Origin of the sequence: Halorubrum trueperi (genome assembly GCF_042662525.1) — an archaeon.
In the GTDB taxonomy this organism is placed as follows: Archaea; Halobacteriota; Halobacteria; order Halobacteriales; family Haloferacaceae; genus Halorubrum; species Halorubrum trueperi.
On record NZ_JBHSXI010000012.1, the window covers coordinates 470,370 to 490,660 of the forward strand.

At 66.7% G+C, this 20,291-nt stretch carries 21 protein-coding genes and 1 pseudogene; 11 read left to right on the forward strand and 11 right to left on the reverse strand.

Features of this window, described 5'->3' with window-relative positions; all coding sequences use genetic code 11:
* Positions 1–23 precede the first annotated feature (23 nt).
* Together ACFQEY_RS12825 and ACFQEY_RS12830 are read right to left on the reverse strand one after the other, a co-directional pair.
* Complete coding sequence (locus ACFQEY_RS12825; protein ID WP_379769143.1) at positions 24–2,180, reverse strand: type II secretion system F family protein; 2,157 nt, start codon at positions 2,178–2,180, stop codon at positions 24–26.
* Positions 2,177–3,970 carry a type II/IV secretion system ATPase subunit gene (locus ACFQEY_RS12830; RefSeq protein WP_379769146.1) on the reverse strand — a complete coding sequence of 598 codons (1,794 nt, stop codon included), beginning with the start codon at positions 3,968–3,970 and terminating at the stop codon, positions 2,177–2,179. Before ACFQEY_RS12830 ends, ACFQEY_RS12825 begins: the two co-directional genes overlap by 4 nt.
* Before the next feature lie 210 nt (positions 3,971–4,180).
* Between ACFQEY_RS12830 and ACFQEY_RS12835 the strand changes: the two genes are divergently transcribed.
* Together ACFQEY_RS12835 and ACFQEY_RS12840 are read left to right on the forward strand one after the other, a co-directional pair.
* Positions 4,181–4,642 (forward strand): DUF5793 family protein, encoded by a 462-nt coding sequence (locus ACFQEY_RS12835; protein ID WP_379769148.1) that lies wholly within the window; start codon positions 4,181–4,183, stop codon positions 4,640–4,642.
* A gap of 176 nt (positions 4,643–4,818) precedes the next feature.
* Positions 4,819–5,190 carry a HalOD1 output domain-containing protein gene (locus ACFQEY_RS12840; RefSeq protein ID WP_379769150.1) on the forward strand — a complete coding sequence of 124 codons (372 nt, stop codon included), beginning with the start codon at positions 4,819–4,821 and terminating at the stop codon, positions 5,188–5,190.
* Between the two features lie 108 nt (positions 5,191–5,298).
* Here ACFQEY_RS12840 and ACFQEY_RS12845 read toward each other — a convergent pair whose 3' ends face one another.
* Positions 5,299–6,024, reverse strand: a complete 726-nt coding sequence (locus ACFQEY_RS12845) for a helix-turn-helix domain-containing protein (protein ID WP_379769152.1) — start codon at positions 6,022–6,024, stop codon at positions 5,299–5,301.
* Between the two features lie 516 nt (positions 6,025–6,540).
* Here ACFQEY_RS12845 and ACFQEY_RS12850 point away from each other — a divergent pair.
* A complete protein-coding gene (locus ACFQEY_RS12850) occupies positions 6,541–7,482 on the forward strand; it encodes a transcriptional regulator TbsP domain-containing protein (protein WP_379769155.1) in 942 nt (313 codons plus the stop codon).
* 120 nt (positions 7,483–7,602) lie between these two features.
* Here ACFQEY_RS12850 and ACFQEY_RS12855 read toward each other — a convergent pair whose 3' ends face one another.
* Together ACFQEY_RS12855 and ACFQEY_RS12860 are read right to left on the reverse strand one after the other, a co-directional pair.
* A complete protein-coding gene (locus ACFQEY_RS12855; protein ID WP_379769158.1) occupies positions 7,603–9,123 on the reverse strand; it encodes an aldehyde dehydrogenase family protein in 1,521 nt (506 codons plus the stop codon).
* A gap of 68 nt (positions 9,124–9,191) precedes the next feature.
* Complete coding sequence (locus tag ACFQEY_RS12860; RefSeq protein WP_379769160.1) at positions 9,192–10,016, reverse strand: RIO1 family regulatory kinase/ATPase domain-containing protein; 825 nt, start codon at positions 10,014–10,016, stop codon at positions 9,192–9,194.
* Between the two features lie 183 nt (positions 10,017–10,199).
* Here ACFQEY_RS12860 and ACFQEY_RS12865 point away from each other — a divergent pair, with 183 nt between their 5' ends.
* The gene (locus ACFQEY_RS12865; protein ID WP_379769162.1) at positions 10,200–11,348 is read left to right on the forward strand and encodes an acyl-CoA dehydrogenase family protein; all 1,149 of its coding nucleotides are present in this window, start codon (positions 10,200–10,202) and stop codon (positions 11,346–11,348) included.
* A gap of 15 nt (positions 11,349–11,363) precedes the next feature.
* On the opposite strand, the gene ACFQEY_RS12870 is transcribed toward ACFQEY_RS12865, so the two are convergent.
* The 5 genes from ACFQEY_RS12870 to ACFQEY_RS12890 all read right to left on the reverse strand — a co-directional run bounded on the left by ACFQEY_RS12870 (position 11,364) and on the right by ACFQEY_RS12890 (position 16,344).
* Positions 11,364–12,059: an NfeD family protein gene (locus tag ACFQEY_RS12870; RefSeq protein WP_379769164.1), complete on the reverse strand. Its 696-nt coding sequence runs from the start codon at positions 12,057–12,059 to the stop codon at positions 11,364–11,366.
* 101 nt (positions 12,060–12,160) lie between these two features.
* Positions 12,161–12,406, reverse strand: coding sequence for a DUF7312 domain-containing protein (locus ACFQEY_RS12875; protein ID WP_379769166.1), 246 nt, complete (start codon positions 12,404–12,406; stop codon positions 12,161–12,163).
* 515 nt (positions 12,407–12,921) lie between these two features.
* On the reverse strand, positions 12,922–14,679 hold the full coding sequence (pyk, locus tag ACFQEY_RS12880) for a pyruvate kinase (protein ID WP_379769168.1): 1,758 nt from the start codon (positions 14,677–14,679) through the stop codon (positions 12,922–12,924).
* A 140-nt stretch (positions 14,680–14,819) separates the two neighbouring features.
* A complete protein-coding gene (locus tag ACFQEY_RS12885; RefSeq protein ID WP_379769170.1) occupies positions 14,820–15,290 on the reverse strand; it encodes a metal-dependent hydrolase in 471 nt (156 codons plus the stop codon).
* A 118-nt stretch (positions 15,291–15,408) separates the two neighbouring features.
* Positions 15,409–16,344, reverse strand: coding sequence for a sulfide-dependent adenosine diphosphate thiazole synthase (locus tag ACFQEY_RS12890; RefSeq protein ID WP_379769172.1), 936 nt, complete (start codon positions 16,342–16,344; stop codon positions 15,409–15,411).
* A gap of 495 nt (positions 16,345–16,839) precedes the next feature.
* On the opposite strand from ACFQEY_RS12890, the gene ACFQEY_RS12895 reads away from it, so the two are divergent.
* The 7 genes and pseudogenes from ACFQEY_RS12895 (at position 16,840) to ACFQEY_RS12925 (ending at position 19,591) form a co-directional block, all read left to right on the forward strand.
* Entirely contained in the window at positions 16,840–17,106 is a 267-nt protein-coding gene (locus tag ACFQEY_RS12895; protein ID WP_008004716.1) for an eL43 family ribosomal protein, read from the forward strand.
* Between the two features lie 4 nt (positions 17,107–17,110).
* Positions 17,111–17,245, forward strand: a complete 135-nt coding sequence (locus tag ACFQEY_RS12900; RefSeq protein ID WP_007998131.1) for a DNA-directed RNA polymerase subunit P — start codon at positions 17,111–17,113, stop codon at positions 17,243–17,245.
* Between the two features lie 22 nt (positions 17,246–17,267).
* Positions 17,268–17,510: pseudogene (locus ACFQEY_RS12905) on the forward strand (KEOPS complex subunit Pcc1); the annotation flags it as partial.
* Between the two features lie 276 nt (positions 17,511–17,786).
* On the forward strand, positions 17,787–18,170 hold the full coding sequence (locus ACFQEY_RS12910) for a prefoldin subunit beta (protein ID WP_379769277.1): 384 nt from the start codon (positions 17,787–17,789) through the stop codon (positions 18,168–18,170).
* Between the two features lie 7 nt (positions 18,171–18,177).
* Positions 18,178–18,465: a DUF3194 domain-containing protein gene (locus tag ACFQEY_RS12915; RefSeq protein WP_379769175.1), complete on the forward strand. Its 288-nt coding sequence runs from the start codon at positions 18,178–18,180 to the stop codon at positions 18,463–18,465.
* 175 nt (positions 18,466–18,640) lie between these two features.
* Positions 18,641–18,838 carry an HVO_0649 family zinc finger protein gene (locus ACFQEY_RS12920; RefSeq protein ID WP_379769177.1) on the forward strand — a complete coding sequence of 66 codons (198 nt, stop codon included), beginning with the start codon at positions 18,641–18,643 and terminating at the stop codon, positions 18,836–18,838.
* Positions 18,839–19,165: 327 nt separating this feature from the next.
* On the forward strand, positions 19,166–19,591 hold the full coding sequence (locus ACFQEY_RS12925) for a universal stress protein (protein WP_379769179.1): 426 nt from the start codon (positions 19,166–19,168) through the stop codon (positions 19,589–19,591).
* Positions 19,592–19,645: 54 nt separating this feature from the next.
* Here the strand turns inward: ACFQEY_RS12925 and ACFQEY_RS12930 are convergent, their stop codons facing one another.
* Positions 19,646–20,200 (reverse strand): GMP synthase subunit A, encoded by a 555-nt coding sequence (locus tag ACFQEY_RS12930; RefSeq protein ID WP_379769181.1) that lies wholly within the window; start codon positions 20,198–20,200, stop codon positions 19,646–19,648.
* Positions 20,201–20,291: the final 91 nt, after the last annotated feature.

Consider the following 20,291-nt stretch of genomic DNA (forward strand, 5'->3'; position numbering starts at 1 on the left):
CGGTCGGTCTCCGTCGATATAGGTCACACGAGCTCGATCGCGAGGAAAGCGACGAGGGTCAACGCGAGGAGGACGACGACGTGTTTCACGCCGTCGCGGACCGATCCCTCGCCGAGCTGTCCGGCGACCAGCCCCGAGCAGACGGCCTGGACCGCCGCGGCGTGGAAGAACAGCTGTTCGTAGGCGAATGCGTCGATGTCGCCGAGGCCGTCGGTGATCCCGGAGGGGCCGCTCGGCGAATCGGGGAGGCCGCCGGCCCCGCCGCCCGCGCTCGGGATCGTGGCCTCCTCGATGGCGGGGATGAACGACATCGACAGCGAAGCGATGATCCCGAGGAAGACGAAAAAGGAGATGTAGATCACGATGAGGTACGTGAGCATGACCTGCCGGCGCTCGCGGCGGAGCGTCCACGTCGCGCGTGCCTCGTCGGCCGCGATCCGGAGTACCGGGGCGACGTCCCCGCTCGCGTGCATCGCGTTCGTGACGAGCGCGATCGCCCGCGAGATCATCGGCGAGCGGACGCGCCGCTCCAGCCGCCGCAGGGCGGTGCCGACGTCCGCGCCCCAGTCGATGTCCCGCCGGGTCCGACGGAGATCCGTGGTTAGGGCCTCCAGGTTCGAATCGGCGACCCGCCGGACGCTTCCGACGACGGACGTGCCGGCCTCGTTGACGCTGGCGAGTCGGTCGAGGAAGTCGGGCACCGCTGACTCGATGCGACGAGTCCGGTGCTTTCGGACCTCGTAGACGATCGCGTACGCGGCGAGCACCAGTCCCGTCGCGACGACGATCGGCGTGTCGATCTGATCGACCACCTGCGTCGGCGGTCCGGGAGAGACGGGGAAGACCGCGACGAGGACACCGAGAACCGCGATCGGGACCGCGACGAGGAATACGATTCCCGGCGCGTCGAGGACGCTCTCGACCGGCGACGCCGCCCACCCGCGGATCCGATGGACTCGGTCGTACGCGCGGAGGCGCTCGCGGCTCGCGTCCCACCGATCGACGGCTTCGATGTCGGTCTGGGCATCTTCGGCTCCGCCGTCCGATCGGATCCCGGTCGCGGCCGCGCCGGCAACTCCCGAGGGGCCCGCGCCGTCTCCGGCCCCGTCGACCGGCTCCGAGAGTTCGACGGTCTCGGTGCCGCCGACGCCCTGCGTCACGCTGTCGACGTAGACGGCGAACCCGAACGTCGCGAGCGGGAGCGCGACGTAGACGACGACGCGGAGTAACGGGAGCGTGTCCTCCAACACGAGCCCGATGACGACGAGGATCGTGATGAAAAACAGCGGACCGGCGACGAGTGCAGTGACGTACGCCTCCGCGAACGTCGAGAGCAGTTCGAGGTACTGCTCCTGTTTCGCCTCGGCCTCCTCCTGGTACAGGTCGTACTGGTCGCTGAGGAACGTCGAGATCGGCTGTCCCGTGCCGAGCACGGACGCGAGGTTCTCGGCGAAGTCGCTCAGGTCTTCGCTCGGGGTCCGACGGGCGGTTCGCTGGAGGGCGGTGAGCGCGTCGGTCCCGAAGGCGTTCATGTCGCGGACCGCGACCGACAGCTCAGTCGCGGCCTCGCCGTACACGCCCTCGTTCTCGGCGAGCGTGTCCATCACGCGCGGGAACGGCATCCCCGACCGCGAGAGCGCGTACATGAACGCGACGGTCCGCGGGAGGGTGGCGTCTATCTCCGCCGCCCGGGCGTTCGCCCGTTGGCGCAACAGCTCCCAGCGACCGTAGTACGTCGCGCCAGCGAGGGCGGAGCCGAGCGTCGCCGACGCGAACGCCAACACGACGAACAGTTCGAGGAGTCCGGTCTCCGTGAGCCGCGCGACGCCGGCGAGGAACGTGAACGGTGCGGGCAGCACCTCTCGGACGGCCGCCTCGCCGACCTCCAGCGCCGAGAGGAGCGCGGCGGCCGCGTACACTCCGGCGACGCTCCCGGCCACGCCGAGGCCGGCGGCGTACAGGAGCGTTTTCGAGGCGTACGCGCGGTGGGTCCCCGCGACGTGTGCGGCGCGCAGCAGATCGCGCTGTCGCCGACGACGCGCTCCGTCCTTGCCGACGTGGTCGCCGAACAACGACAGCGCGAGCCGCGTCGCGAACAGGTCGCTCCCGCGATGGATCGACGGCAGAACGAGCGCCAGACACAGGGCGACCGCGGCGAGGAGTGGGACGGAGGCGATCATCGGGATTCGGTGCCGAAACCGGCGGTGCCGCCGGTGCCGGCGGAGTCGGTGCTATCGACGGTGCCACCGGAGTCGCCCGCCCGCTCGGAGTCAGCCTCGGGGTCGGCCTCGGAGTCAGCCTCGGGGTCGGCCTCGGAGTCGGCCTCGGGGCCACCGTCGTCGTCCTCCGAGCCTCCCACGTCGGCGCGGGTTTCGAGTCGCTTCATGACGCGCTCGGGGTCGGCGTAGTACTCGTTGACGAGGGCGGTGAACGTCCGGTAGTCGGTGACGCCGAGCTCGCGAAGCAGGTCGAGGAAGCGCTCGCGGCGCTGGATCTCCCGGAGCAGCTCCGATCGGGACCACCCGCGTTCGTCGGCGATCTCTTCCATGAGCGACGAGTCGTTGCGGCGGAATCCGTCCTCCTCGGCGCGCCACTCGAACGCCGAGGAGTAGTCGAGCTCGCCGGTCCGCTGGTCGATCCCGCCGATCTCCCCGATGGTCTTCGCGCGGCGCACGCGCTGGTCGCCCGACCGCGTCAGCGTCTGAATCGAAAGCATGTCGAGGGACTGTACCATCGCACGGGGGACGTTGATCGGCTCGTTCTCCAGCCGGTTTATCACCGTCTCGATCGAGTCGGCGTGCATCGTGGAGAACGTCGTGTGTCCCGTGTTCATCGCCTGAAACAGGGTGATCGCCTCGTCGCCTCTGACCTCGCCCACGATGATGTACTCAGGGCGGTGTCGCAGCGCGGAGCGGAGCAGGTCGTACATGTCGATGTCGGCCCCTTCGTAGCGGCGCTCTCGGGTGACCGAGGAGAGCCAGTTGTCGTGGTACAAGGAGAGCTCACGGGTGTCCTCGATGGTGAGCACCTTCGCGCGCGGCGGGATGAACATCGACACCGCGTTCATCGAGGTGGTCTTCCCGGACGCGGTCCCGCCCGCGAAGATGAGGCTCTTGTTGTGCTCGATACAGAGCCAGAAGTACGCCATCTGCTCGATCGAGAACGTGCCGTACTCGACGAGGTCGATCGGCGTGAACGGGTCCTCGGCGTACTGGCGAAGCGTGAACGCGGAGCCGCGCGGCGTCACCTCCTCGCCGAGCGCGAGCTCGGCGCGCGAGCCGTCGGGCAGCGTCGTCTCCACGATCGGGTCGCCGACGGAGACGTGGCGACCGGACTGTTGAGCCAGCCGGATCACGTAGTTGTCGAGCTCCCCCTTCGCGAACGAAACGTTCGTCTCGATGTCGGTGTAGTCGTCGTGGTAGACGAATATCGGGAGGTCGTACCCGTCACAGGAGACGTCCTCGATGTGGCGGTCGTTGAGGAGGGGATCGATCTTCCCGTAGCCGCGGAAGTCGCGATAGAGGTAGTACGCGATCGCGTGGAAGGTGTCCATCCCGGCGTCGACGCCGTAGCTTTCGAGCAGCGACTCCAGTTCCTCGCGAATCGTCTCCTCGTCCGTTTTCCCGGTTCCCTCGCGGTAGAGGAGTGGGTCCCGGATATCGTCGACGACGCGATCGAGGAGTTCGCGCTCGAACCGGTCGAGGTCCGGCTCGACCGCGTAATACCGGTTTTCGCTCGCGGCGTCGTCGTAGGTGATCACGACGTACGCGTACGGGGCGTTCACCCAATAGCGGTCGATCTCTCGCTCGCCGTCGGGGACGGTAAAAGAGGCGAGCGGGCCGTCCTGCCCCGGCCTGAAGGGACGGACCTCGATCTCGGAGCCCCGCAACATCTCCCACGTCCGCGAGAGGCGTCGCCGGAGCGTCTCGATCCGCCCTCCGTCGTCGCTTTCTCGCGCGTCACTCGCCATCGTCGTTATCGAGCCGTATGCACCGGGGCGGTTTAAATTCCCCTCGGCGATTATCGCCGGTGAGGTCGGAGCGCAGCGCCCCCGGACCCGGTCGCGTGCGTCCGCTCGGCCGACTTCGGGACCCGGTCTCGTGCGCCCGCTTGACCGGGAGCGGTCGACTCGATCGCCCGTCAAGTTGATACGGGGCGACCGCAAAGATCCAAGCAGGCAATGCGGCGTGACTACTTCGAGTTGACCGTCGAGGGCGTCGGCGACGACGCTGGCGACCGGGCGACGCCCTTGGTCCGCATCGACTTCCACGGGCCGGAGGGACTCCTGAGCGACCGGCTCTCCGGAACCGACGGCGATCTCCTCCCCGCCGCCGACGTCGACGTGGCGTTTCGGCTTCGCGAACCGCTCACGACGGCCGACGACCCCGAGGGCGTCGTCGCCGTGACGAACCGGTACACGGGGGATTTCATCCTCGAACTCAACGAGACGGCCACCGACGTGCTCCCGTTCATCCACGCCGCGCGCGACTCGGCGGGCGACGAGGACGCTCGCTACCGCGTCGAGATTGACGTCGAAGGGGATCGACTCGTCTCCTACGACAAGGACACCTTTCTCGTGTACGACCACGAGGGGAACCTCCTCCGGAACGAGAGCCTGATCCCGTCGGGTGTCGAACTCTGACCGGGAATAGAACGCTGATCGGGCGTCGGACTCTGTCCGAGCGTCTGCCGTCCATGTATCGCAGTTTGTAGCGGATTTCCGGATCCCGGAGAGGAGTCACGAATTGAGCCGGGGAGCGGAGATACCGATCACCACCCTTCAGAGATAGGGACGGAGAATAAGCCGCTCGCCCGTTCATGTCCACCGAGAAGCGGACAAATCACAGTGATCCGATGCCCAAACCTAACTCCCCCCGACGAGAAGGAGAAGATCTGAGTGCCGATCCCGCGTCAAACGCGTACACGTCGAAGTTTGGCGATGAAATTGACAAATCCCCCTCCCTCTGTGTGGTTGAGGCAGTCGCGGAGGCGACCGAAACGGATCCGAAGGAGTTGCAGCCACTCTATGAAGCAATTGATCCCGATGCGCTCAATCAGTTCTTCGAATCGCCCCACCAATTTCGAAGCGGGCACATACTGTTTAGATTTGCGGGATGTAACGTCACTGTTGACGCAGATGGGTGGATAGCCGTTTCGTCCCGAATACCGAAGAGGAGTGACGAGAAGTGACGAGAAGTGACGAGGAGTGACGGAGAGTGACGAGAAGTGACGAGGAGTGACGGAGAGTGACGAGAAGTGACGAGGAGTGACGTTTGAATGACCACCTGATCGCCGTCACTACCCTCTGGCCGGGTGAGACCTGGTGGAGTTTTCAAACATGAACGTGAGAATTTTGCGCTCGGCTGCAAAGACGTGTTCGGAGAAGGTAGCCGAGGTGATCCCAAGTTCGTCGGCAACGTCTTGTCCCGTGCAGTCGCGCGGCCACTCGTAGTACCCCATCGTATATGCGGTCTGCAGGACTTCCTGCTGTCTATCGGTCAGATTGTTGAGGATCGATTGCTGGAGTGTAGACGGGGTTATCATCGACGTGTGCGTCTCTTTCGTCCGTTTCGCTATCAGGTCGAAATCGGAATATTCCGCTAGGAATTGTTCTGTAACTGCTGGCGGATCGTACCTCCGCGGGATTTCGGCGACGATGCGTCCCCGGCCGTCGACACCTTCGACGGTTTTGGGGAGCGCTCCAAGTTCAGCGAGCCGATACGCCGGACAATTTCCCGAAACAATGAATTCGAACAGCCCGCCGTCGTCATATTCGCTGAGGAGTGCCGTTTCGACGGTCTCGTACGAGTCCGTGAGGCGCGTAATTCGAGCGGGAGGCGCACCCAAAACGTTGAAAAATTCCGCGTATCGTGCTTCCGGACGCGGGGTGATATTCGCGAGCTCCACCCGGCACTGCTCTTCCCCGGACACGCCGACGAACGGATACACTTCATTCTGAACGGTGAGTTCAATCTCGACCACTGAATCAGCCTGATTGTCCCGCTGGTCTTCTATACTGCTCATTGCAAGCAATTGCCAATGCGAGTGCTAAGCTTTTATGCAACTAGTAATTCAAATATCAGTTTCAGAATATCGACTACTTAATCTGTACAGGAACAGCGGCGGTTGAGAGCCGGAGTGAGTGTTGTAAACCGTCGCCGCCGACGGGGTACGTAAAAGAGGCGAGCGCAAGAGCGACGACCACTGATCACTGAATGCGCAGTGCGGTGGCGGTTGCTTCGCCGACGGCTGCCAGAGGCGCGGAGCGCCTCGCTGTCGCCGGGCGTTCCGCGCCGGCTTCGAGCGAGCGCTTCGCTCTCGCCCTGTCGACGGCGACGGGGCGTTGGAGGAGTTCACCGCGGCGTCGCCAGCAACGCCACTCACTTATAAACAACTACACCACCCCATCGATATAGTCGCGCCTCCAATCGATCGAGAGACGCCGTTCAGCGGTCAGTCGTTTCGGGCGAGAATGTGTCTGAAGGTGAGGATTTCAACGGAGCCCCTATTCTTAATCCGATCGCGCCGTAGCATCTGAACATGCCACCCGACCCGACCCTGTCACTCGCGAAGGGGTCGGCGTCGCTCGCGGCGTTCTCGGACCCGATACTCGTCGATCCCCGGCCGGCTCTCCTGACGGAGGTCGTTGACGCGTACCGGGCCGCCGCCCCTGATCTCGTCGAGCCGAACCTTGCCGCGTTGCGAGCGGCGGCGCGCGGCGACGGCGACCCGCTCGCCGCCCCGAATCTCCCGTCGCTCACCGTGCTCGCGACCGACCGGGCCGTCGACGCCGCGACCGCGCGGTTCCGTCCCGCGTCCAGGCTCGCTGCGCTCGTGGAGGCCGGAGTCTGCGAGCTGCTGGCGCTCGAAACGACGCAACCGAACACCGCTCTCGGCGGGCGGGAAGACGGATGCGTGCTGGTCGAGGCCGAGACCGGAGGCAGAGCCGGCGATGAGAGCGAAGCCGGCAAACGGGAGCGGGACGGGACCGCCCGGCGGTGGTGTCGCGTCGGCGGCGATCCGACCCTTCGCGACCGGTACGCCTCGCTCGTCGACGAGGCGACCGCTCACCGTCTCAGGACCCCGAGTCGCCACCGCGCGTACGGCGCGTTTCGCGAACGGTGCGGCGAAGCGCTCGCCGCGGACGTCGTTCGAGTGCTCGACGCACGACCCGAGTCGAGCGAAGTCGCCGGAGCCGATCCCCTCGATCTCGGCGGCGCAAGGGTCCGCGCGTACGCCGTGGGGGCCCGTCGGAGCGCCCTCGACGGTGCCCTTCGGCGCGCCTGCGAAGACGCGGGTATCGGGAGTCGAGCCACCTTCACGCGGATAAAACGGGAGCTTCGGGAGGCCGAACTCGTTGATACCGAGGCAGTGCCACAGCGGATCGGTCGCCCGCGCGAACGGCTCGTCGCTCGCGGAGCGCTCGCTGACGCCGACGGACCGGAGGCGATCGTGGCCGCAGTTCGAGGGGCGATCGAGTGATCCCGTCGGGGAGGCCGCCGCAGTCGGATAATTCGGGCCGCGAAGGAGTACCGTCCGCCGCGGTCGAACGCCCCCGGCGCAACCGGGGGATGTCGGCCCAGTCGAGCGACGTGGACTCGGTCAGTCGTCGGTCGTCTTGATGTCCGCGGAGAGCCCTTGAGCCATCTCGATCTCTCTCGAGTTGTTCAGGGTCCACGCGGTGCGGTCGGTGACCGCTTCGATAGCCTCCCGGGCTGAGGGGTAGCCGTTGCCGGACTTCTTGACGCCGCCGAAGGGGAGTTGGACCTCCGCACCGATACACGGGAGGTTGCCGTACGCCAGCCCGAGCTCGGCGCGATCCCGGTAGTAGTTGATCTGGCGGTAGTCCTCGGTGATTATCGCCCCGGCGAGCCCGTACTCGGTGTCGTTCTGGATCTCGACCGCGCGCTCGACGTCGCCGTCGTACTCCAAGAGGGCGACGTGCGGGCCGAACACCTCCTCGTGGGTACACTGGAGGTCCGCGTCGGGATCGGCCTCGTAGACGAACGGGCCGGTCCAGTGGCCGTCCTCGTGACCGTCCGGGATCTCCTCGGCGTTCAGCTCGGTCCGATCGACGAGCACGTTCACGCCCTCTTCGCGGGCGAGCCGATTGGACTCCGAGACCTTCTCGTAGTGCTCCGCCTCGATGAGCGGTCCCATGAACGTGTCCTCGTCGAGGGGGTCGCCGACGGCGACCGACTCCGCGATTTCGACGAACCGCGCTCTGAACTCGTCGTATACGTCCGTGTGGACGATCAGGCGTTCGGCGGAGACGCACCGCTGCCCGGTCGTCTTGAACGACGACATCACGGCCGAGTGAACCGCGATGTCGAGGTCCGCCTCCTCGGTGACCACGATCGCGTTCTTCCCGCCCATCTCGCAGGCGGCGCGCCTGCCGGGGACGCCGCCGAGCGCGTCTTGGATCTGGTGGCCGACCTCGGCGGAGCCGGTGAAGAGGACGGTCGAGACGTCCTCGTGCTCGACGATTGCGTTGCCGGCGTCGCCGAACCCCTGGACCACGTTGAACACGCCGTCGGGGATCCCGGCGTCGTCGAACATCTCCGCGACGATCTGCGCGCACAGCGGGGTCTGCTCGGCCGGCTTGAACACGACCGTGTTCCCCTCGACCAGGGCGATCGCCATGTGCCAGTAAGGTATCGCGACCGGGAAGTTCCACGGCGTGATACAGCCGGTGACCCCGCGCGGCTTCCGCCGCATGTACGCGTCCTTCGCGGGGATCTCGGAGGGAACCACGTCGCCGTTCGGATGGCGGGCGTCGCCGGCGGCCCACTCGACCATGTGTGCGGCCTCGACGACGTCGGCTCTCCCCTCGCTTATCTCCTTGCCGCACTCCTTCGTCACGATCTCGCCGAGCTCGTCGGTGCGCTCGCGCAGTTCGTGGTACACGTCCCAGAGGAACTCCGCGCGCTGGATCCGAGAGCGCCCGCGCCACTCCTCAAACGCCTCGTCCGCGGCGGCGACCGCGCGGTCGACGTCGGAGGGGGTGCCCCGATCGAATTCACCGAGTACCGCTCCCGTCGCGGGGTTCTCGCTCTCGAACGTCTCCGATCCCGCACCCGAGATCCACTCGCCGTCGATGTAGTGTCCGTACGAGGTTGCCATAGGTACAATATTTGCAGGAATCCGCTTAAATTGACCTCCTCCTGCGAGGCGGAGCGTCGCGCTCGTCGCTACGCTGAAGGGGGGTCGTCGCGCTCGCCGCTCGCGCGTTTCTCCAGTTCGCCTTTGAGCGCCGCGCTCTCGAAGTCGTGGTCGGGCCGGATGGCGACGAAATCGAGAAACCGCCGGGCGGCGAGGAGTTCGTCGGCGGAGTAGCTCTCGAGCGCGGCGTCGACGGCGGCCGGCGCGCCGACGAGGGGTTCCAGTGCCGCCAGCGCGCTGGCGAGATCGTAGGACCGCGCGGACTCGCGGCCGTCGTCGCTCACGCTCGTCGCGTCGATGACGTACAGGTCGCCGTCGCGAACGAGGACGTTCTCGGCGCGGAGGTCGCCGTGGGCGAGCCCGGCGTCGTGCACCCGCCGGAGGGTGTCGAACAGCGTGGGCGCGAGCGCTTCGACGTCGGCGCGGTCCAGTTCGTCGAGGGTCCTGAATTCGGGGAGGTACTCCAACACGACCACGCCGAGGTCGCCGACCTCGAACGCCTCGATCGGCTCTGGGGCGTTGACGCCGATCTCGCGCACCTTCCGCGTCGCCTCCAACTCGTGACGGGCCATCTCGTAGGGGGTCTCGTAGCGTTCGAAGAACCCCTCGGTACCGGCCGAGAAGGCACCGAGGTTGCGTCCGGTGGTGAAAAGCATGTGAACGAGCGTGTTCTGGCGGGTGATCACCTTCACGAACAGGTCGTCGTCTACCACCATCGGCGTCGATAGCCAGTTGTCGGCGTCGAGAAAACGCACTCGCACGGTGTCACGGTCGTACCGGTCCGCCAGCTCGCGGACGACCCGCTCGATGTCGGGCCAGTCCACCCGGCCGCGGACGAGCTGTCGGAGCTCCATACCGAAACGAAACGCGACGACGACAGATAAGTGGCGTCGTCACGCGACGGAGCGGGAGCGGCGACCGTCGAGATCTCTCACCGACCGACGATAGCCCTCCGGACCGCCGAGATCTCTCACCGACAGAGGTTATCTCTCACGGTCGTTCGCATCGTTTATGCCGCCCGGTCGCAATTCTTGCCCATGAACTTCGAGGTACCCGCCGAACACCGGATGATACGCGACACGGTGCGCGAGTTCTGCGAGGCGGAGATCCGGCCGATCGCCCAGGAGATCGAGGACGAGCACCGGTTCCCCGAGGAGGTGTTCGCGGCGCTCTCCGACCTCGATATGATGGGCGTGCCGATCGGTGAGGAGTACGGCGGGCTCGGCGGCGACCAGCTCATGTACGCGCTCGTCACCGAGGAGATCGGTCGCGTCTCCGGCGGGATCGGCCTCTCGTACGCGGCCCACACATCGTTGGGCGCGAAGCCGATAGAGCTGTTCGGCACGGACGCACAGAAGGAGGCGTGGCTCCGCCCCCTCGTCGAGGGCGGGGGGATCGGCGCGTGGGCGCTCACCGAGCCCGGCAGCGGCTCTGACGCGTCGAACATGGACACGACCGCCGAGTTCGACGCCGACGCCGGCGAGTACGTGCTGAACGGCACCAAGCAGTTCATCACGAACGCGAACGTCGCCGACAGCGTGCTGGTGAAGGCCGTCACCGACCCCGACGCGGGATACGACGGGATCTCGACGTTCATCGTCGATCCCGAGTCCGACGACGGGTTCGAGATTGCGACCGTCTGGGACAAGATGGGGCTCAACTGCTCGCCGACCTGCGAGATTCTGCTCGACGACGTGCGGATCCCCGAGGACCGACTGCTCGGCGAGGAGGGTGAGGGATGGACGCAGACGATGAAGACGCTCGACGGCGGTCGGATCTCAATCGCCGCGCTCTCCGTCGGGCTCGCACAGGGTGCCTACGAGGCCGCCAAGGACTACGCCGGCGAGCGCGAGCAGTTCGGCAGGCCGATCGCGAAGTTCGACGCGATCCGCGATAAGATCGTTCACATGCACCGGCAGACGGAGCGGGCCCGGCTGCTCACGCACAGGGCGGCCGCGACGTACGACGCCGGCGAGCCCGTCACCCGCGAGTCGGCGCTGGCGAAGCTCGACGCGAGCGAGGCGGCCCGAGAGGTTGCCGAGGAGGCGGTCCAGACGCTCGGCGGGTACGGCTACACGACAGACTTCGCGCCGCAGCGCTTCTACCGCGACGCGAAGTTGATGGAGATCGGCGAAGGAACCAGCGAGATCCAACACGTCGTGCTCGGGCGCGAACTGGGTCTGTGAGGCGGGTTCCCGAGGTCACTCACGCTCTGTCTCGACGTCGGACTCGGCACTGGCGTCGGCGTCGCTCTCGTCGGCGGATTCGGCACTGGCGTCGGCGTCGCTCTCGTCGGCGGATTCGGCACTGGCGTCGGATTCGGATTCAGTCTCGTCGCTCCGCCGGGCCTCCTTCCGGGCGCGGTCAGCGGCGAGTTCCGCGTCGATGTCGTCCTCGACGTAGCCCATCGACTCCACGGTGACGACGTTGCCGCCGCCGGGGTCGACCACCATCACCTCTTCGCCCTCCTCGATCGTCCCCTCGATCGAGCGCGCGGAGTAGTACGGATTGAACCCCCCTTCGGAGAGTTTGACCTCGCCGCCGGCGGTCGTGACCGCCTCGGTGACGGTGCCGGTCTTCCCTTTCAGCGAGTCGCTGTCGCTCGTCTGCTGTTGGCCCTTGCCGCCGTAGAGGTCGAACTCGTGATACCCGTAGAAGGCGGCCGCGCCGAAGACGAGCGTCAACAGCGCCATGATCACCGTGAGGCCCGCTCCGGCAACCCCGAACGAGGCCAGCAGCAGGCCGCCGAGGCCCGCCCCGATCAGCGCGATCCCGACGACGATGAAGTTCGCTCCCGGTGCGAGCGCCTCCGCCATCGAGAGCAACAGCCCGGCCGTCAGCAACAGGAGGGGAAGCGTCTCCGGAGCCAGCAATCCGGACTGCGCGAGCACATCCATGTCCGGACGTACGGGCCCGTCGGTATAAGTGATGGTGCGGTCGGGTCAGAACCCGCGTGACGGTGTGGCCGGTTCAGAACCCGCGTGACGGTGTGGTCGGGTCAAAATCCGAACAGAAACACGCCGACCGTGAGCGCGACACCGAGCGCGACGAAGACCGCGTGTTCGACCTCGATCGACTCGGGTTCGATCGGCTCGCTCTCGGGCGTGTGCGTGTCCTCGACGATCCCGTCTGGACCGACGTCGTCGACGGCGAACCGCCACTGGCGTTCCTCCTCGTCGGCGGCGGCGCTCCGGGTCTGGTTCGCCCGACTGCGCGTGTCGCCGTCGCCGCGGTCCTCGCTCATACCCGTGAGTAGACGGGTCGGCGATAAATGGCTGGCGGGTGAGTGGATAGACAGGCGCTGTTGCAATCTTCTTTTTTTAGTTATCATCTTACCCGAAGCAGTTGGTCACTGAACGGTGCCTCTTGAAGGATTTCGGCAGTGGGTATGTCGATCTTGTGGCATGATTGGTTATAAGTGAGCGAGCGGTGTTGCTGGCGGCTGTTTATATGTCGTTGCTGGCGCGGTGAACTGCTGTGTCTCTGGCGGTAATTGTTTATACGTGATCGTTGCTGTCGGCGACGCAGTGAACACTTCCAAAACCCCAATTGCCCGCGGTTTCGCCGCCGGCGACCTCGCGGGCTGTCGCCGGCGGCTCCGCCGCCGGCTGTCAGAGGGACCTTCGGTCCCTCCCTACTTGCGGCCTGCCGGCCGCTCGGAGGCGCGCCACCGCACCGCATCCTTCATTTAAAAGCAGTCGCCGCCAGAGCACTCGCCATTTTAAATTCCAGGTCGCCAACGAGTGGCCGTCCGTCGGTCTATCGCTTCCGCGCCGCCGCGATCACGTCGCCGTCGTAGACGATCCCGCGCTCGCCGTCGAGAGTCACAACGGTCCCGTCGGTCACGCGCTCCGGCAGCGTCGCGCCCGAGACCATCGGCACGCCGAGCTCGCGGGCGACCACGGCCGGATAGCCGGTCATCCCCGCGCGGGCGTCCACGATCCCCGCCAGCGCGTCGAGGTCGCCCGAGAACTCCCCCTCGAACCCCGGTCCGAGCGCGACGATGGACCCCTCCGGGACCTCGCTCAGATCCCCGTCATCGGTCCGGTACACGGGTGCCGCGACGTGACCCGCGACCACGGCCTTCCCCGTCACCAGCGTCTCGGCGGCGACGTGAACCTTGAGGGTGTTCGTCGTGTTCGTCCCCTCGAACTCGGTCAGCATGCCGGAGAGGACGACGAGCGTGTCGCCGGAGGCGGCCCCACCGATGTCGAGCGCGGCGTCGACCGCGTTGTCGAGGATCGTCTCCATGTCGTGCGCGTACTCCGTCAACACGGGACGAACGCCCCACGAGAGCGCGAGCTGTCGGCGGACCCGGTCGTTCGGCGTCGTCGCGACGACGGGAACGCCCGGCCGGAACATCGCCGTCTTGCGGGCGGTAAAGCCCGACTCGGAGACGGCGACCACGGTCGACGCGCCGATGTCGCGCGCGAGGTAGCGCGCGGAGCGCGCCAGCGCCTCGGTTCGGGACCCCTCCGCCGCGGTCGGGACGCGCTGTTCGCGCGTCTCCGCGTACTCCTCGCTGGACTCGATCTGCCTGACGATCCGATCCATCGTCTCGACGACGTTGACGGGGTTGTCACCGATGGCGGTCTCGCCCGAGAGCATCACCGCGTCGGTCCCGTCCAGGACCGCGTTCGCGACGTCGGACGCCTCAGCCCGGGTCGGCCGGCGGGAGGAGACCATCGAGTCGAGCATCTCCGTCGCCGTGATGACGGGCACGCCGGCGTTGACGCACTGTCGGATGATCCGCTTTTGGATCACCGGTACGTCCTCCAGCGGGCACTCGACGCCGAGGTCGCCGCGCGCGACCATCACGCCGTCGGCGGCGTCGACGATCCCGTCGAGGTTGTCGACCGCGCCGGCCCGCTCGATCTTCGCCACGATCGGGATGTGGTCGCCGCCGCGGGCCTCCAGTTCGTCCGCGATCCGATAGACGTCGTCGGCGTCGCGCACGAACGACGCCGCGACGAAGTCGGCGTTCGCTCGCGCCGCGAGGTCGAGTTCGGCCTCGTCCTCCGGCGTGATGAGGTCGACGTCGATGGCGACGCCCGGGAGGTTCACTCCCTTCCGCGAGCCGAGCGTCCCGCCGGAGACGACGGTCGCGACGACCGATTCGCCCTCGACGCGCTCGACGCGGCACTCGATCCGGCCGTCGTCGAGGAGGACGGTGTCGCCCGGCCCCGCGGCCGCGATCGAGTGGGTGAGGCCCACGCGGTCGGGGGTGGCGTCGTCGCCCTCGGCGAAGGTGACCTCGGAGTCATCGGCGATCGAGATCGGGTCGTCGATCTCGGCGGTCCTGACCTCGGGTCCCTTCAGGTCCACCATCACCGCGAGGGGGTCGTCGACGGCCGCGTCGACCTCGCGAGCGCGCTCGATGACCGTCTCCCGGTGCGCCGTCGTCCCGTGGCTGGCGTTCAGTCGGACGACGGACATCCCCGCGTCGGCGAGGTCGCGGATCGTGTCCCGGTCGTCCGACGCCGGGCCGATCGTACAGACGATCTTGGCGTTTCGCATATCGCCCGGTTCGGCGCAAGGGCGGAAAAAAGCACACGGTTGAGTCGGGGGCGAGTGAACGTTCATGATAGATCGGGGCAATCTCGAGCACGTCGCCGTCGTCCGGAGATCGGGTCAGAGCGTGAGCGCGCAGAATTGGATCAGAGCGTGAGCGCGATCACCGCCGCGGCGGTCCCGGTTCCGAGAAACAGCCGGTTCGCGCGCGGGTTCTTCGCCGGGATTAGATCGAAGGTGACGTGAGCGTTCCGGAACGGGCGGAACGGACGGATTCCCATCGGCGTGATCGCGTCGCCGGCGAGGTGCGAGCAGAGCGCTACCGTCGCGACGGTGCCGAGGAACGCGGGCGACCACGGCGGGAGGCCCGCGGAGGCCCCGGCGACCAGGGCCATCGCGATCGCTGTCGACGCCCCAACGCCCAACGCGAACGCGACCGTGTGCGTCGGGCCGCGGTGCGAGACCGGGAGCCGCTGGTCGACGTCGGGGAGCGTCGAGAGCGCGATCGCGACGGCCCCGCCGAGGGCCGCCAGTTCGGGCTCGCCGACGGCGCGGGCCGCCGCCGCGAACGGGGCGTACGCGATCAGGGCGATACCCACGTGTCCCCGCCAGTACATGGGTAATATTCCGAGAACGAGAATAATAAGCGCGTCGTCGGGGGAGCCGAAAAAGCGCGTCATCGGGGAGCGGAACGAGCGCGTCGTCGGCTCGCTCGTCGTCGCCCCAGTCGTCGCCTCAGTCGTCGGCGGGGGCGGGCTCGCTACCCGCGGAGAGGCGGACCGCGGGCTCGTCGACGCCGAGCTCGTCGAGGGCGGCCTGCGCGGCGCGCTTCCCGGAGACGAGCATCGCGCCGAAGGTCGGACCCATCCGCGGGAGTCCGTGGGCGGTCGCGACCGCCATCCCCGAGGCGATCAGGCCGTCGTGGACGACGCCGGTGTGCTCGACGACGGCGTCCTCGCTCTCGCCGACCCACATCGAATCGTGGCCGGGCGAGTCGTGACCGGGCGCACCGTACTGATCGTCGCCCGTCTGATCCATTCCGGTGTTGTGCTCCTTCGCGTGTTCGATCCCGGGCGCGGAGAGGACGCCCCGCTCGTCGAGCTTGCTGATCGCGACCGCGTCGTGGCCGGTCGCGTCGATAACGAGGTCGGACTCGACCGCGATGGGGTCGACGCAGGTTATCTCTCGCGGGAGCGCGTGAACCGGCGTCCAGTTCATCACGATCCCCCCGACGCGGTGGTCCTCGCGGACGACGAGGTCGGTGAACTCCGTCATGTTCTGGACTCGCGCGCCGGCGTCGCAGGCCGCCTTGATCAGCCCTGAACAGGCCTCGGGGCCGGCCGCCGTGTAGAGCCCGTCGACGTCCTCGACTGGCTCGGAGTCGACGTCGAGGTCGTCGAGGATCTCCTGGGCCGGGTCACGGACCGTCACCGTGTTCATCAGGAACCCGCCGAGCCAGAATCCGCCACCGAGGTAGTTGTTCTTCTCGACGATCATCACCTTCACGCCGCGCTCCGCCAGTTCTTTGGCAGCCATCAATCCCGACGGCCCGCCGCCGAGAATGATGACGTCCGACTCGGTGAAATCGAGGAAGCCGTCGGTCCACTCGTTCCCGATCGCCTTCGTCACGTCGGTCTCGCTCACGTCGCTGAATCCGTCGAATCCGTGCATACAACTTAGTGATATTACTTGGTTGTGAAAGGTGTTGCGGTCTAGGCCGGAAGTCGTGGGGACAATGATAGTCAGATGACAGATTTGGGCGGCGAGTACGCGGTCTCAGATCGCAATCGGTCAGTCGGTTGGGTATATATCGGTGCTGGAGTGGTGACCGCCTTCAAAGCCCCAGCCGCGCGGGCTCCTCGCTCCCTCCGGCCGCTCGGAGGCGCAGAGCGAGAGCGAAGCGTTCGCTGTCGCCGGACTACGTCCGACTGCAAGCGAGCGCTTCACGCCTCTGGCAGCCGGCGGCGGAGCCGCCGGCGACGCCACCGCCACGTTCAGTTATAAGCAGTCGCCGCCAGCGATCTCGCGGTCGTTTGGGTAAATACCACGTTGCCGGCGGCGATCCGTGACACCCCGTCTCACACGGTCGATCGTCTCGTGATACGGCGGCGTCGACGCCTTCGACTCGTAGCCTTTTTACCCGCGCTGGCGGTAGACGAACTCACTATGGCTGAGGACAAGGCACGAAGCACCGGGAGTGCGGGCCGATTCGGCGCTCGCTACGGCCGGGTCTCCCGCAAACGAGTCCAGGACATCGAAGAGGAGATGCAGAACGCCACCGTCGACGGCGACGACGTCACGCGCAAGGGCACCGGCATCTGGGTCAACGAGGAGACGGGCGAAACCTTCACCGGCGGGGCCTACCGCCCCGAGACGCCCGGCGGTCGAACCGTCCGGCGCTCCATCCGCGCCGCGCTCGCCGACGAGGAGTAGGCAGATGAGCTACAAGTGCTCCCGCTGTAAGCGCGACGTAACCCTCGACGAGTACGGCGGCGTGCGCTGTCCGTACTGCGGCCACCGCGTCCTCCTGAAAGAGCGCGGCGGCGGCATGAAGGAAGTCAACGTCGAGTAGGCGTTCGGGCCCCACAGCGACCGTGACGGCGACGCGCATACACGACACGGTGCTTTCGTTTCGGTATCCCTCCGAGCGGCGCGCTCGCCTCGTCGGCGACGCGCTGGCTCCCGAAGTCGGCGAAATCGACGATGCCCGTTCCGTCGCGACCGTCTCCAGCGACGGCGACGCCGTCCACGTCCGGATCGCCGCCGACGATCTCGTGGCGCTCCGAGCCGGGATCAACAGCTGGACGCGGCTCGTCGAAGTCGCCGAACGGGTCGGGGATCGAGCCGGCAACCGAGCCGGCAAACGGATCGACGACCGAGGCGGCGACGAGACCGATAGCCGAGGCGGCGACGCGACCGGCGACCGTGACGGTGAACGGACTGGGACCCACCGCGATCGCGAGTAACCGCAAGGTAGCCGCGAGCAGTCTCGAAAGAATCGCAGATCTGCCATTTTCTTGCCGTATACTCGCTCTACTCGCTGTTTCTCTCATCGAGATAGAAGTCGGGGGTTTTTCCGTCCGGGTCGCCTCGTTCCGACCATGCAAGGGAACATGCCGCCCGAGGCACAGGAGAAGATAGAGGAGCTGCAGGAGCTGCAGGAGACCGCACAACAGGTCGCAGAGCAGAAAGAGCAGGCGCAGACGGCGCTCAACGAGTCGAAGACGGCTCTCACCGCTCTCGAAGACGTCGACGAGGACGCCGGAATGTACCGCGAGATCGGCGAGGTTCTCGTCGAGACGGATTACGAGTCCGCCTACGCCGACCTCGAGAACAAGGTCGACTCCCTCGAGGTCCGCGCCGAACAGCTCGAAAAGCAGGAGGAGCGCGTCGAAGAGCAGTTCGACGACCTCCAGGGCGAGCTCCAGCAGATGCTCCAGGGCGGCGCTGGCGGCGGTCCGATGGGACCGGGCGGTCCGGGCGCGGGCGGCGCGTAACGCGGCGATGAGCGACGAACAAATGAACGACGAATCGGCGGGCGACGAATTGACGGGCGACGAACCGAGCGACGACGAGGTCGTTCACACCGCCGCGGAGGCGGCGGAGGGCGTCGTCTTCGCTCACTACGACCAGTCGGCGGTGAAAGACCTCGACGTCACGGTGACGTTCGAGGACGGCGTGCTCGACGTTGACGTGTACCTGAACGCGCCCGACGACCCCGACCCCGACGCGGTCGCCCACGAAGCGGCCGAGACAGCCGGCGAGGCGGTCGACAAGCTGTTCGACGAGTGAGCGCGGGCGACTCGTCGTCTTTTAAACGACGCTCTGCGGACCGATAGCGGCCGATCCGCGACGAACCACCGATCGCGACGGCGGATCACTCACAGCGTGAGCGACGGAGCTCGGGTCTGCGTTCCCCCTCCGAACACCGATAATTATTAATCGTGTTATTGTGTACTGGTACCATATGTCATCCAGTTACGGCGGCACGTCGGCGTTCGATCGCCTTCGCGCGCGGCTCGACGGGCGGTCCCGCGCCTGCGAGGAGTGCGGGTTCGTCGACGAGGAGGGCGGGTGGAAGGCGGTTACTTCTGGCGCGACCGTCGAGTACCGGCGTGAGTGTCCGAGCTGCGGCACCGATCACGTCCGACGATACCGGCTCTGACTGGCGCGGCTGCGTTAACGAGAGACGGCGCGTGGGCGAGTGAGACGGGACATCTGCGGGCTGTCGGCGGCCAAAGTGAGACAGAGATTCTGCGACCGACATTCCGTGATCGCCACTCTGCGACCGACGTTCCGCGACCGACGTTCTGCGACCGACGTTCCGCGACCGACGTTCTGCGACAGATGTTCTGCGACAGATGTTCTGCGACCGACGTTCCGCGACCGACGTTCTGCGACAGATGTTCTGCGACAGATGTTCTGCGACAGATGTTCTGCGACAGATGTTCTGCGAACTGTTAACACCGAACGGTGCGTGCGTCGCACCGTCATGTACGACGCAATACTCTGCCCGACGGACGGGAGCGCCGGGAGCGACGCCGCCGTCGACCACGCTCTGTACCTCGCCGACCTGGCGGACGCGAGTATCCACGTCCTCTTCGTCGTGGATCAGGGCGTCGCAGGCGCGAGCGAGTGGGACATGGTCGTCGAGCGCGAGGAGGAGCGGGGCGAGCGCGCGCTCGACGCCGTCGCCGAGGGTGGCGCGGCGCGGGAGATAGAGGTCGAACGGCACCTCCGACGCGGTCGGCCGCACGAGGAGATCCTCGACGCCGCGGGCGATTACGGCGTCGACCTGATCGTGATGGGGACCCACGGTCGGACGGGGCTCGGCCGGTTCCTCGCGGCCGGATCGGTCGCCGAGCGCGTCGTGAGACACAGCCAGGCACCGGTGTTGACGGCCCGGCTTCGAGAGTGAATCGAAGGATGGGGGCGTGAAACGGTCGCTAGAGGAGGAGTGAAGCGGGATCAGTCAGGTCGACTCGCAGATCGCCACGAAGTTCTCGAATACCTCCTCGCCGCGCTCGGTGTGAGCGACCTCCGGGTGCCACTGGACGCCGTACAGGTCCTCGCCGACGTTCGACATCGCTTCGATGCCACAGACGTCCGAAGTCGCGGTTCGCGTGAATCCGTCCGGGAGCGACTTCACCTCGTCGGCGTGAGAGGCCCACACGCGGGTTTCGGGCGCGAGCGACCCCACAAGCGGGTCCTCATCGTCGACGATCGCCACGTCGACGTCGGCGTAGCCGCCGTAGTCGCCGCCGCCGACCTCGCCGCCGCGTTCGAGCGCGATGAGCTGCATCCCGAGACAGATCCCGAAGACGGGCACGTCCAGATCAAGGTAGTCCGACGCGTTGCCGACGCGGTCCATGTCGGGACCGCCCGAGAGGACGATTCCGTCGGCGTCGACCTCGGCGGCGGGCGCGTCGGCCGAAATGATCTCGGTGTCGACGCCGACGTCGCGGAGCGCGCGTCGTTCGAGGTGCGTGAACTGGCCGTGGAGGTCGATGACGACGATCCTGGTCATACCGTCAATTTACGGCTCCGGCACAAAAACGGCTCGGAACGGGTCGCAGTATCGTGGTGGTTTCTGATCGGTTCATTCACCGTATTACCCA